The organism is Levilactobacillus andaensis (assembly GCF_016861695.1).
Lineage (GTDB): Bacteria > Bacillota > Bacilli > Lactobacillales > Lactobacillaceae > Levilactobacillus > Levilactobacillus andaensis.
Genome location: NZ_BOLP01000010.1, coordinates 69,882 through 83,327, shown reverse-complemented (window position 1 = coordinate 83,327; position 13,446 = coordinate 69,882). Strand labels below are relative to the sequence as shown.

General features: G+C 48.7%; 10 protein-coding genes and 1 other annotated feature (1 of these 11 cut by a window edge). All 10 genes read left to right on the top strand.

The window, feature by feature from the left end:
- Positions 1-167, top strand: a binding site (T-box leader) (it extends 49 nt beyond the left edge of the window).
- Between the two features lie 70 nt (positions 168-237).
- Positions 238-2,904, top strand: coding sequence for a valine--tRNA ligase (locus tag JUF10_RS08550; RefSeq protein ID WP_203641773.1), 2,667 nt, complete (start codon positions 238-240; stop codon positions 2,902-2,904).
- Between the two features lie 612 nt (positions 2,905-3,516).
- Positions 3,517-5,154 (top strand): glycosyl transferase family 1, encoded by a 1,638-nt coding sequence (locus tag JUF10_RS08545; RefSeq protein ID WP_203641772.1) that lies wholly within the window; start codon positions 3,517-3,519, stop codon positions 5,152-5,154.
- A gap of 109 nt (positions 5,155-5,263) precedes the next feature.
- On the top strand, positions 5,264-6,757 hold the full coding sequence (locus tag JUF10_RS08540) for a glycosyltransferase (protein WP_203641771.1): 1,494 nt from the start codon (positions 5,264-5,266) through the stop codon (positions 6,755-6,757).
- A gap of 63 nt (positions 6,758-6,820) precedes the next feature.
- On the top strand, positions 6,821-7,642 hold the full coding sequence (locus tag JUF10_RS08535; protein WP_203641770.1) for a CatB-related O-acetyltransferase: 822 nt from the start codon (positions 6,821-6,823) through the stop codon (positions 7,640-7,642).
- A 444-nt stretch (positions 7,643-8,086) separates the two neighbouring features.
- Positions 8,087-9,409 carry a bifunctional folylpolyglutamate synthase/dihydrofolate synthase gene (locus JUF10_RS08530; protein WP_203641769.1) on the top strand — a complete coding sequence of 441 codons (1,323 nt, stop codon included), beginning with the start codon at positions 8,087-8,089 and terminating at the stop codon, positions 9,407-9,409.
- A gap of 41 nt (positions 9,410-9,450) precedes the next feature.
- The gene (locus JUF10_RS08525) at positions 9,451-10,116 is read left to right on the top strand and encodes a JAB domain-containing protein (RefSeq protein WP_203641768.1); all 666 of its coding nucleotides are present in this window, start codon (positions 9,451-9,453) and stop codon (positions 10,114-10,116) included.
- 151 nt (positions 10,117-10,267) lie between these two features.
- Positions 10,268-11,272 (top strand): rod shape-determining protein, encoded by a 1,005-nt coding sequence (locus tag JUF10_RS08520; RefSeq protein ID WP_048732126.1) that lies wholly within the window; start codon positions 10,268-10,270, stop codon positions 11,270-11,272.
- 89 nt (positions 11,273-11,361) lie between these two features.
- Positions 11,362-12,213: a rod shape-determining protein MreC gene (gene mreC / locus JUF10_RS08515; protein WP_203641767.1), complete on the top strand. Its 852-nt coding sequence runs from the start codon at positions 11,362-11,364 to the stop codon at positions 12,211-12,213.
- Between the two features lie 12 nt (positions 12,214-12,225).
- Positions 12,226-12,759: a rod shape-determining protein MreD gene (mreD, locus tag JUF10_RS08510; protein ID WP_143463309.1), complete on the top strand. Its 534-nt coding sequence runs from the start codon at positions 12,226-12,228 to the stop codon at positions 12,757-12,759.
- Positions 12,760-12,777: 18 nt separating this feature from the next.
- A complete protein-coding gene (locus JUF10_RS08505) occupies positions 12,778-13,446 on the top strand; it encodes a septum site-determining protein MinC (protein ID WP_203641766.1) in 669 nt (222 codons plus the stop codon).

Genomic DNA, 13,446 nt, shown 5'->3' with positions numbered 1-13,446 from the left:
CGGAATTGCTGGGAACCGGTGGGTCAGACTAACACGAAAGTAGCTTGCGAGCTGACGGACTGAACCAACAGTAAGTCCGGACCGGAGCACTCTCCGTTAACAAAGAAGTTAAGTGGGGCATGAACGCCCAATTTAGGTGGTACCGCGAAGAAATCTTCGTCCTAATTTTTTAGGATGGAGATTTTTTTGTGCCATCAGACGTTAACTTCGTGTAGACAAGAAAGGAATTGATTACAAATGGCTGATAAACAAATCGATATGCCAACCAAGTACGATCCGACCGCCGTTGAAGCGGGTCGGTACCAAACTTGGCTCGACGAAGATGTTTTCAAACCCAGTGGTGACAAGAAAGCCACCCCTTATTCCATCGTTTTACCGCCACCAAACGTTACCGGGAAGCTGCATTTAGGCCATGCCTGGGACACGACTTTACAAGACATGATCATTCGGCAAAAGCGGATGCAGGGCTTTGATACGCTCTGGATTCCCGGGATGGACCACGCCGGTATCGCCACGCAAGCTAAAGTCGAAGCTCGTTTACGCGAACAGGGGATTACCCGTTACGACTTAGGTCGTGAAAAGTTCGTCGACAAGGTCTGGGAATGGAAGGACGAATACGCCGCCACCATCCACAAGCAATGGGCCAAAATGGGCTTGTCCATGGACTACTCCCGTGAACGCTTTACCTTGGACAAAGGCTTGTCCGATGCCGTTAAGAAGGTTTTCGTGACGCTGTACAAGAAGGGCCTGATCTACCGGGGCGAGTACATCATCAACTGGGATCCCCAAGCACGGACTGCACTGTCTGATATCGAAGTGATTCACCAAGACGACAAGGGTGCTTTCTACCACGTTAAATACCCATTTGCCGATCCTGATTACACGTTTAACGGCAAGCATTACATTGAGATTGCCACGACCCGTCCTGAAACCATGATGGGGGACACCGCCGTTGCCGTTAACCCCGATGACGACCGGTACAAGGACTTAGTGGGCAAGAAGGTTATCCTGCCATTAGCCAACCGCGAGATTCCAATCATTGCCGACCAATACGTTGACATCAACTTTGGGACCGGGATGGTTAAGATTACGCCTGCCCATGATCCTAATGACTTCTTAGTGGGTAACCGTCACAACCTCGAACGGATCAATACTATGAACGAGGACGCTTCTATGAACGACCGCGCCGGCAAATATGCTGGCATGGACCGTTTCGACGCTCGTAAGGCCATGGTTGCTGACCTGGACGACCAAGGGTTAATGATCAAGATCGACCCAATCGTCCATTCCGTTGGTCATTCCGAACGGACCGGGGTTCAAGTCGAAGCCCGGCTCTCAACGCAATGGTTTGTGAAGATGAAGCCACTTGCCGAAGCCGCTATCAAGAACCAAGAGGGCGACAACGCGGTTGACTTCGTGCCAGAACGGTTCGAACATACCTTTACGCAGTGGATGGAAAACGTCCATGACTGGGTTATCTCCCGTCAACTCTGGTGGGGTCACCGGATTCCAGCCTGGTACAACAAGAAGACCGGTGAAGTCTACGTCGACGAAGAAGCGCCTAAGGATATTGAAAACTGGGAACAAGACCCTGACGTCTTGGATACCTGGTTCTCCAGTGCCCTATGGCCATTCTCAACGATGGGCTGGCCAGATGAAGATAGTGCTGATTACAAGCGTTACTTCCCAACCGACACGTTAGTTACCGGTTACGACATCATCTTCTTCTGGGTTTCTCGGATGATCTTCCAAAGCCTCGAATTTACTGGTAAGAAGCCGTTTAAACACGTGCTCTTACACGGATTGATTCGGGCCGAAGATGGTCGGAAGATGAGTAAGTCTCTGGGGAACGGAATCGACCCAATGGACGTCATCGACAAGTACGGTGCCGATGCCCTGCGGTGGTTTTTATCTACCGGCTCAACGGCGGGTCAAGACGTTCGGTTCAGCTATGACAAGATGGACGCAGCCTGGAACTTTATCAACAAGATCTGGAACGCTAGCCGCTTTGTCATTATGAACTTGGGCGAAAACACCAAGCCAGAGGTTCCGGCCGCTGACAAGTGGGACCTGACCGACAAGTGGATCTTAAGCCGCTTGAACGACACGGTTAAGCACGTCACGGAAATGTTTGACAAGTTCGAATTCGGTGAAGCCGGTCGGGCATTGTACAACTTTATCTGGAACGACTTCTGTGACTGGTATATCGAAATGAGTAAGGAAGTCTTGACGGGCGACGATGAAGCCGCTAAGGCCAACAAGCAGGACTTGTTAGCTTACGTCTTGGACCAAACCTTACGCTTGCTACAACCAATCATGCCATTCGTAACGGAAGCCATCTGGCAAGCGATGCCACATGACGGTCAATCCCTGGTCACGGCGGCTTACCCAGTCGACCACCCAGAATTTGACAACGCCACGGCGGAAGCCAATATGACGAGCTTGATCGACTTGATCAAGGCTGTCCGGAATATCCGGGCCGAAGCCAACGCACCAATGTCTACGCCAATCGACTTGCAGATCAAGACCAGCAACGACCAACTCCACAGTGTCTTTGAAAACAACCGCGACTACATCGACCGGTTCGTTCACCCCAAGAACTTGGAAATTGGTGCCGACTTGGTTGCACCGAAGTTAGCCATGACCGGTGTCATCACGGATGCCGAGGTTTCCGTTCCGTTAGCCGAATTGGTCGACCTTCATGACGAAGTCAAGCGCTTGGACAAGGAAGTTGACAAGTACACGGCCGAAGTTCAACGGGCAACCAAGAAGCTCGGCAACGAACGCTTCGTGGCCAACGCCCCAGAAGACGTGGTCAACGCCGAACGTGAAAAGCAAGCAGATAACGAAAAGAAGTTAGCGGCCACGCAACAACGGTTAGCCGACATCAAAGCACAACTTTAAGCTTTAAAAGGTAAATCTAAAATAGTCCGAGAAATCAGCGCTTGCTGACGTCTCGGACTATTTTTTTGATTTATGTGGTTGTGAAGTGTTCATCTGTGGGACCAGATATGGGATCACTCCGGCTAGGGAAACCCCGATTGCGCCTAAGCTACTTGACGTCAAGAACGTTATCATCGCTATCCACGGTAACTCGTTCGGTGTCTTAAGTAAGTATACCGAACGAATATTCAACGATGACAGATTAAATATGACTAGCAAGATGAAAATGGGGAAGTAGTCCTTCCAACTCGGAGTTGCCACATCCGTGGGGGGAATTGGCACTAGTGATTGCTCTAGTAATAGTGCTGATGGTCTAATCAAGGATTATCACAAGACGGCGAGGACTTGGGGCGTCAATCTTGGCAGCCATTGCAGCAGTGATGGGTGGATCATGGAGGGTTCTCGATAGCCGGTTAAAGAAGGACAAGCAAATGTTGCCACAGGAGTAGCAAATAGTAACAAAGAATGGTATAAAAGGGTATACTAAGTTTATACCCAAAATGGTTCCCTTGGGGCAAAAATGGGGGACTCGTATATTAGATAAAATAATAATTGTGAGGGGCGATTCTATTCATGAAAAAATCACTGATAAAACAATTCAAAGAGGCCGTCAGTGACCTTGGATCAGTCAAGAATTCTACTTTGGGGAAAGCCATTCTGGCACTATCTACTTCGGATCAACGGCACCGCGCTAACGTGAAATTTATTCAAGCTACTAGCGCAGACCAGGCTTGGGCGGAAGTCACAAAAGAATTGGCACCATTACCGCAAAATATTTGGGTGCGAATCGATGTCATCGATGGTGTTCAGCGCCGGCCTTTAGCCGATCTACAGCAAGATCTAAAAGTGATGACGCGTATGAATTTTTGGCGGCGCGGCGTCAGTTTTGATACTGATTTCAAAACAGCACTCCTTGAAATGGAAATTAATGGCCATGAGTTCTTTCACCCTGGTGAAAACCACCAGGTAGGAAAAAATCAATCTGATTCATGGATGGATTTTGAGCAAATAACGGATTACTTGGCAAAGCGTTCTGGGAACACTCCTCAAGATTTAGCTGATAGCAAATATATTTGGAGTTTCAATACGTTTGGAATCTTCTCAGATGGTGAGCAAATTTGGCCACTCTCTTCGTTAGAGGACGGAACGACTGGAATTCGACAGTTGGCCAACCCCAAACAAGAGATTAAAACCTATTTGACGGCCGGTGAGGACTACTTAGCACGGCAAATTGGCGATGACGGCAAATTTATTTATGGGTACTTTCCAGCGATGCAACGGGTGCTATCTAACTATAATAGTGTACGACATTTCTCTTCGATTTACGCTTTATTGGAAGCGATTGCATTTACCGGGAAGCACGACGAAAAGTTAGCTAAACGGGCACTCGAGTGGGGAATTGACAATCTAACGGTCAGCAAGGATGGCGCCCTCTTTGCGATTGAACACCCCAAGCAGGGCAGCCCCGAAATTAAACTTGGTGCGCAGGCTATGTTAATTCTGGCGCTATGTAAGTACCAAGAGGTTACGCAGGATGCACAGTTCCAAGATTTGGCTGTACAAGCCTTTCGTGGTGTTGTGGCCTTCCGTCAGCCTACAGGTCGGTTTAACCACGTCTTGAATCCGGACTTAACGGTGAAGGACAGCTTCCGAATTATCTACTATGAGGGTGAAATTGCGTTTGCTCTGATTCGGTTGTTCGAGTTGACCAATGACGATGAAATTCGGCAACAAGCACAGCAAACCTTAGACTTCATGGTTGCTAACGAATACGGTAAATATCATGATCACTGGATTGCTTACGCCACCAACGAGGCCCTGCAGGCTTTCCCTGAGAATCGAGACTATATGGTTATGGGGTTGCAGAATGCTTACAGTAATTTGCAGTTCATTGAGGAACAGGTCAGTCCGCACCCAACCCGGCTTGAGTTGTTGAATGCCGCGGTCAGATTGATTGATGTGATTCAGCAAACGGGGAACGATGGTCTTTTGGAGAAATACGACGTTCAACATCTGCGAGAAGTTTGGCAGAAACGGGCTGAACACGAATTGGCAGTAGGTGCGTTTGAACCGGAAATTGCGATGTTTTTCTACAGACCAGCGAAGTTTGTCGGCGGATTCTATACGCGTAACGATCACTTCCGAACCCGAATCGATGATTGTGAACACTTCCTCTCTGGCCTGATCAACTACTACAATTACAAGTATTAGGCGACGACCAATCCTTATCTTCACGAGTATTTTTGAGAAGGTTTAGCTGCTTATTCGAATAGTAATTATCCGTGAAAAATTTAGCGGATAAATTTTAGGGGGTATCTGGATGAACTACTTTGTGGGGGCGTATTTAAATAGTCAACTGACCGGTATTGAAAAAGCGCAGGTTAATCGAATTCAGTTATTTGCGGATGCCGGGCTACCTGCCCAATGCTTGTATACAAAGTACAACCCAAAGATTCATGCAAATGCGGCCAAGTTTGGTCTGCAAGGGAAGTGCTTTACATTATATGACTATTTCCAAGAGGCAATTGATGATCAAGCCGTTGCCAAAGATTGGGTGAAATACTGGGAGGAAACCTGTCATTTTCGATTGGAATTTGTGGATGTTGCGCCGGATATTCGCGTCTTTGATGAACATGATCACTATGTTCTCTACGCACATTTCACTGGAGAAGATTATCAGTGGCCAGTCTATATGAACTTTTTCGATAGTGATCATCGGAAGGTCAAACGGGACTTGTATGATTCTCGGGGGTTCCTCAGTCAGACTAAGTTCTTAAAGGAACGGCAGCGCGTCCAAGCGGAGATCTTTTATAACCGCGAGGGGCAGGTCAAGTTGGAGAGAACCTATTGGGAAGTCAATGACCAGACTGTTCTGAAACGCATCATCGTAAAGGATTTTCAACAGCGCGATTGGTTCTTTGACACGGAGGAGGAGCTCCAGACATTCTTCTTCGATACACTGTATGCCACTGGCGACGTGTACTTTTGTGATAAGAATGGGTACATTGGCCAGGCAATGGCGAATACGGCTAGCAACGTAAAGGTTTGTGCCGTCTTTCATAGTACCCATGCCCGTGGCCAGGCTGATGTGATGGGGTCACCATTAAAAAACTCATATCGCGTCCCACTTTCACAACCGGAGAAGTTCAATCGGTTTATCGTTTCGACCACGCTCCAGAAAAAGGACCTTTTAGCCCGCTTTGATAATTTACCACCAATTGATGTGATTCCTGTGGGGTATGTGCAACCGAATAAGGTGAATTTACGGCAGAAACAACCGAACCGAATCATTGGTGTCGCCCGTTTCTCGCCGGAGAAACAGGTGCTGCATCAGATTAAAGTGGTTGAACGGTTGGTTGCGGAATTTCCCGACGTTGAGCTCCATTTGTTTGGCTTTGGCGCACAATCTGAAGAGCAACCATTACGCGATTACGTCGTGACGCATGACCTGACAGAACACGTTTTCTTTCGCGGATTTGTGACGGATCTGGCCGCAGAATATACTCAAGCATCGCTGGAAATGGTGACCAGCAACGAAGAGGGCTTTTCATTGGCTACGTTAGAGGCATTAAGTTATGGCGTACCAGTCATTAGCTATGATATTCGCTATGGGCCAACTGAACTAGTTGAAGACGGCGTTAATGGTAACCTGGTCGAGCGTGACAACCAGGACATCCTGTACTGGAAGGTGCGGTCGTATTTAAAGGATGCTAAGCTGCGGAAGACTTACATGAAGAACAGTTTGCGATTGGCGAAGCGCTATACTGAGGCGGCGACGATTGAAAAGTGGCGGATATTGCTGGAGGAAGTGTAGCAATGGCTGGTAGCCTGTCAGTGAACGATGACCTTGCTTTAGGTTATTTGGGGAGGACAGAAAATGACGGTAGAAATCAATGGCATAACTTTTTTCCAAACTAATTTAGACTATCAAGAGAAGCATACCCGTAAAGTCATTCAGGTTACGCCAGCGGTGAGGGAGCTTTTTCGCCAGCACCAAGTTCTAACGCATTTAAAATCTGGACGTGTCCGGTTTCCATTGGAGACAACGATTGAGGTCAGTCACAATGTGGCCATTGAACCCTTTGCGACCTTCCCAGTTGGCAATCGTCTCTATCCAATGGGGGCCTTTAGCTATTCTCGGAGCGAGCTGCCAATCAACACCATCGTTGGTCGTTATTCATCGATTGCTACAGGCGTGAGCCGCATGGGGGCCAACCATCCCATGGACCGTTTCTCAACGTCAATTGTGACTTATGAGAGTGACAGTGCGGCGATTAACGCTTATCGCAATCAGCAAACCTCTGAGTTTACAGAAATTGCGGAGTCACAGCATCTTGATCAGCCCGTAATTATCGGTAATGATGTGTGGATTGGACAGGATGTCACTTTTTCCTCGGGTGGACTTGCAATCAACGATGGTGCAGTGGTTGCGGCCAATTCGGTGGTGACCAAGGATGTGCCGCCGTACGCTGTTGTGGCGGGGAATCCTGCGCACATTGTGAAGTATCGGTTTGACTTTGCAACGATTCAGCAGTTACTAGCGCTGCGATGGTGGCAATATGACTTTGGCCAATTCAGCACGGTGCGGGCCGATGACGATATTGGAGACTTTATTGATAAGGTATTGGCGTTGCAGTCAGCGGGACAGCTACGTGTATTTGAACCGACACCGCTAACGTTGACGGACTTTTTAAGATAACCGTTGGAAGCGAGACATGATGAAAATAATTATTAATGCACAGTTAGTTTAGGTCTATAAGGATTTTCAGATGGGGCTTGTAGGAGAATGCTTTCACTACCTAATAGGGATGGCTGTTCGCGGTAATTAAAAAGGGCTTCACTGGTTTGCGTAATGCATATTAGTGAAGCCCTTTTGTGATTAAAGGCAGCACCTAATGACTGGCCGGATTAAATTAAAAAAAAGGGATAGCAATTGCTGTAAACTATAGTTTTGCTGACTATGGTTGTACATCTCAGCTCAACGTTTGTCAGGGCAACAATCAATCTTAGACGCAGCAGGCGGAATCCCTGGCAACCGAAGGCGACAATTTTCAGCAAGTATCGTCAGCAATATAATTGCCTCTTCACTACCAGGAAAAATCTGCTAGACTGAGAAATAGCGATTAGTCGGGAGGTTTTAATTTTGGTAAAAACGTATGCTGAAGCTCTGCAGTTTATTCACGGCAGGGACCGGTTCAAGAAGAAGCCCACGCTGAACCGAATGCGGCAGTTCATGCACACCCTGGGGGACCCGCAGGAGCAGTTAAAAGATATGATCCACGTTGCCGGCACCAATGGTAAGGGATCCACGGTCGCCTTTTTACGGGACCTGTTCATGGCCGAGGGACAGACGGTCGGGACCTTTACCTCGCCGTTTATTACACGATTTAACGAACGGATCAGTACGGATGGTCAGCCCATCAGCGATGACGACTTGATTACCATGGTCAACCGGATTCAGCCCGTGGTGGCACGGTTAGACCAGGAGTTGGCCGAAGAGGGACCAACGGAATTCGAAATTGATACAGCGCTGATGTTTTGTTATTTCGCCAGCCACCCCGTGGACATTGTGATCGTCGAAGTTGGACTGGGCGGGTTGTACGACTCGACCAACATCATTCAACCGGCCGTGTCCGTGATTACCACGATTGGTATGGATCACATGAAAATTTTGGGTGACACGATTCCTAAGATTGCTGCGCAGAAGGCCGGCATCATCAAACCCGGTGTCCCCGTAGTCTGCGGGCGATTGACACCGGATGCCCTGGAAGTCATGGACCAGACGGCCGCTAAGAATCAGACCGAGGTGCGGGCACTGGACCGGGATTTCCACGTTCAGAATCAGCCGGAACCTGGGTGGGGTGAGCGCTTTGACTACACCTGGAATGACTTACGCTGGCGTCATTTGGAAGTTGACCTGCTTGGCCAATATCAAATTGACAACGCAGCGACGGCGCTCACGGCATTTGTCACGTATCATCAATTGCGCGACCTGCCGTACGACGTTGCCGATATTCGGACGGGATTGAAGCACACCGCGTGGCCAGGCCGGTTTGAACGGTTAACAAACGAACCACTGATTGCCATTGATGGGGCCCACAACGAGCCCGCCATGGTTGAAATGGTCCGGCTGTTGCGGCAACACTTTAAGCAACACGACATCTACATTGTGCTGGCAGTGCTGGCCGACAAGCAGTACGAAAAGATGGTGCGGACCCTATTGAAGGTGCCCAACGTCCATATCATCGTGACACAGTTTCAGGGCCCGGGCAAACGAGCGGCTGCAACGCCACAAGCTTTGGAAGACGCGGTGGCCTCAAACCGGCGAGTTACCATGGCGACCGATTGGCCAAGTGCCTTAAAAGAAGCGATGGCGAACATTTCAGCCGATGATTTGATTCTGTTGACGGGCTCACTCTACTTTATTTCGGAAGTTCGGCAATATTTTAAAGAAACTGACGAATAATTCGTCTCCTTTTACGGAGTTAACCGTAAGGGGATGAGTTGATGCAACGAGTAAAAGTAACGAGTCGTACGGAACGCCAGCTGGTTGGGCAAATTCTGACTCAGCTGGGATTGACCACCGTCAAAGAGACGGACCGCTTCTTCCGCTACTTCCATAGCGTGGCGAACTTACGCTATGCAAGTCGGCGGCAAACACAGCGCTACGTTGCGGGTCATAGCAAACGGTTGGCGTTATTGACGGCCATTGACCTGGGTCGCTGGGCCCAACAGGCACCGCGGCAGATTCTAGGAGAGGTACTAGCTAGTAGCCAGCTTGGCCAACTCCTGATGGATGACTTGCGTTATGTGCCGCAGGAGCGTTTAGAGGTACTGGTGGTCGATGCCAAACACCAGATTATTGAGCGACAGACCGTCTTTCAGGGGACGTTGGACAGTTGTCCGGTCCATCCCCGCGAGATCTTCCGGGTCGCCGTGTTGGCGGGTGGGTCGGCCATTGTGATCGCCCATAATCATCCTAGTGGGGTCGCGGAACCATCGGCGAATGACCTGCGATTTATGCGGCGACTGGCCCATTGTGGGGAATTGATGGGAATTCCGTTGCTGGATGGTTTTGTTATTGGGCTAACCACCTACTTTAGCCTCCGCGAGACCGGCCAATTACCGCTTACGCAGGGGGTAAATGAGTCAGAACCTTTAAAAACTGATTAAAATCACTCTTTGCTATTTCTTTCTCGTTAAAAGTTCGGTATTCTTGACATTGACGACGTGTTCTCACGTAGATAGGTATGTTATAATACGTCTATCAATGAATAAGACAAAGCATATTAATATTTTGTTGACAATGAAGGGATGAAACACAGTGTTCGGATTAGGAACGAAAAATATTGGGATCGATTTAGGTACCGCCAATACGATTGTGTATGTTGACGGTAAAGGAATCGTTCTTCGCGAACCTTCTGTTGTCGCCAAGAACACAAAGTCTGGGGAAATTGTGTCCGTTGGTGAAGACGCTCGGGCAATGATTGGCCGTACTCCGGCAAGCATTGTTGCCATTCGGCCCATGAAGGATGGGGTTATCGCCGATTACGATACAACGGTTGCCATGATGAAGTACTTCATCGACAAGACAGTTGGTCGTTCAGGCGGTAAGCCTTACGTTATGGTTTGTGTGCCAAGCGGTGTAACGGAAGTTGAAAAGCGGGCCGTCATTGACGCAACCCGTGTTGCTGGTGCTCGTGATGCATACGTCATCGAAGAACCATTTGCTGCAGCCATTGGTGCTGGGTTGCCCGTTATGGACCCAACCGGTAGTATGGTTGTCGACATTGGTGGTGGGACGACCGACGTTGCCACGATTTCCTTAGGTGGGATCGTTTCTAGTCGTTCAATCCGAATGGCTGGCGACAAGTTGGATGACGCCATTTCGACGTACGTCCGCTCGAACTTCAATTTGTTAATCGGTGAACGGACGGCTGAAAAGCTGAAGATGGACATTGGTTCCGCTTCAGTTGAAGATGCCGCTAAGATCGAAGGCGCCACGATTCGGGGCCGCGACTTAGTTACTGGGTTGCCAAAAGCAATTGAAGTCTCCGCGGTCGACGTGGCGAAGGCCATCCAAGAACCCGTTCAGGCAGTTATTACGGCAATCAAAGAAACACTCGAAGAAACCTCACCAGAAATCGCAGCTGACGTGATTGATCACGGCATCGTGTTAACTGGTGGTGGTGCATTACTCAAAAACTTCTCTGAAGTGATTGCGGATGCAACCAAGGTTCCGGTCTCCATTGCAAATGATCCGCTGGATTGTGTGGCAGCTGGTACTGGTGAATCCTTAAAGAGTATCGATGTCATGAAGAAAAAATAGGGACTAGCGGGAAGGCAGCTTCCCGCTTCTTTATTGTGACGGTATGCTTATCAATTTAATGAACATACCGAACAAGATGGAGGTCAAACATGCAGAAATTTTCTTTCAATCGGCGACTGGTCATTATCATTGTCTGCTTGATTGTTAGCTTTGCTTTGATGACGGTGTCCGTAACTATTCGTAATAAGAAGTCAACGCCACCACTGATTCAGCAATTTGGCAATGATATTGTCGGGCTGGTCGACCGGGTCGTTGCGTTACCTACTAACGGTCTAAGCAGTTCAGTTAGTTCCATTTCGGAGTTGTTGAACACGTATCAAGAAAACCAACAACTCAAGCAACAGGTCAGCGAACTGGCACAGACCAAGGTGCGGGACCAGACCCTCGCCAAAGAAAACAAGCAATTGAAAAAAGAACTCAAGTTAAATGCGTCGTTGACAGACTACACGGCTGTTTCCGCCGCAGTGATTACACGGACGCCATCGTCTTGGCAAAACCAAGTGGTCATCAACAAAGGGGCCGCAGCGGGTGTTCAGAAGAACATGCCCGTGATGTCTGGCTCCGGTCTGATTGGCCGAATCGCCGAAGTGAACAAGACCAACTCTAAGGTTGAATTGATCACGGATAACAACGATTCTGCCAACCGCTTTGCCGTTCAGATTACCACCAAGTCCGGCACCACGGTCAATGGTGTGCTGAGTGGCTACAAGTCAACGACTGGCCAAATCACGATGGACAACATCACGACCAAGGCCAAGCTCAGTAAGGGTGACAAGGTTGTGACGAGTGGCCTCGGTGGCGTGACGCCTAAGGGCCTGTACGTCGGGACGGTCGCCAAGGCTTCGGGTTCTGATTACGGTTTAGCAACTAAACTTTATATCACACCTGCAACGGACCTGAGCAGCCTAAACGTTGTGACGGTAGCCGTTACGAAACAGTAGGGGGGATAAGTCGTGTATCGATTATCAAAGTTACGCTTCGGCTTCCCCATTGGTTTATTCTTACTGTTACTGCTAGATGGTTCGATCAGTCAGAGCTTTAGTGTGCAACTGTTCCGCTATCCGTCGGCGATGGTCAGCCATCTCGTCGTGTTGTGGTTGGTTTGCGGTGCTATTTTTGAGGCCGACCAAGGTGAGGCTTATCCCATGCCATTAGCGGTGTGGGCGGCTATCGCGGGGGCAGTTTTTGACTTGTACTATACCGGTATTTTCGGGGTATACGTCTTTGTCTTCCCCGTGGTCATCTATGTGACGCGGCGGTTAGTGCTGTACATTCGGCCTAACTTTTTGAGTGGCCTGTTGATCTACTTCATCGACATTACCATTGTGGAAGCGTTGGGGTATCTGGCGAGTCGGGCAATTCATTTGACGACGATGTCCGGCAGTTCATTTTTGGTGAACACCCTAGGACCTACACTTGCCTTTAATTTGGCAATGTTTGTAATTTTATATTTCCCCATTCGATGGGTGTATAATTGGTTAAAATAGGTGAAGGGAACGAACGCTATGCAAGCTGCCGTATTACGGGGAACGCAAAACGGCTATGATTTGGTGCTCAAACAGTCGGCAAGTTTGGACCAGATCTTGGTCGATCTAAAAGCACTACTAGAAAATCTCAAGGTCGATCCGCAAGTGATGGACACCACGGTTTCATTGGATGTCTTGACCGAGGATCGCATTTTGACGGCCGATGAGAAAACTAAAATTGAACAACTTGTGGCGGGTTATCCGCGATTTGAAATTCATAAGATTGCGGCGAACGTGATTACGTTGGCGGATGCGATCCAACTCCGCGAACGGGAGAACGTTCACCTATTGAGCAAAATAATTCGTAACGGTCAAGAAGTGGTCATGCAGGGGGACGTCTTGTTCCTGGGCACGATTCACGAAGGTGGTAAGCTCCGGACAAGTGGCAATATCTTTTCCATGGGTAACGTCGCCGGCATTCTTCAAGCGGGTTATCCCGATGATGAATCCAAGCTGATTATGGGAAATCTTCAGACGGCACAACAAGTCCGCATTGCAGAACAGTTTGACATCGTGGAACCAGAGCAACTGACTGATTCGCGGCAAACCATCGCTTACGTTAACGACCTGCACGTATTGTCGTACGGTAAGCTTGAGCAATTAAAGAAGATCAATCCAAAGTTGTATAACCAGATTGGAGGAATTTAG

Bases quoted from the DNA above. Each gene is read 5' to 3' on its own strand.
- JUF10_RS08550 (WP_203641773.1), top strand. From the start codon at position 238: ATGGCTGATAAACAAATCGATATGCCAACCAAGTACGATCCGACCGCC.
- JUF10_RS08545 (WP_203641772.1), top strand. From the start codon at position 3,517: ATGAAAAAATCACTGATAAAACAATTCAAAGAGGCCGTCAGTGACCTT.
- JUF10_RS08540 (WP_203641771.1), top strand. From the start codon at position 5,264: ATGAACTACTTTGTGGGGGCGTATTTAAATAGTCAACTGACCGGTATT.
- JUF10_RS08535 (WP_203641770.1), top strand. From the start codon at position 6,821: ATGACGGTAGAAATCAATGGCATAACTTTTTTCCAAACTAATTTAGAC.
- JUF10_RS08525 (WP_203641768.1), top strand. From the start codon at position 9,451: ATGCAACGAGTAAAAGTAACGAGTCGTACGGAACGCCAGCTGGTTGGG.
- mreC (WP_203641767.1), top strand. From the start codon at position 11,362: ATGCAGAAATTTTCTTTCAATCGGCGACTGGTCATTATCATTGTCTGC.
- JUF10_RS08505 (WP_203641766.1), top strand. From the start codon at position 12,778: ATGCAAGCTGCCGTATTACGGGGAACGCAAAACGGCTATGATTTGGTG.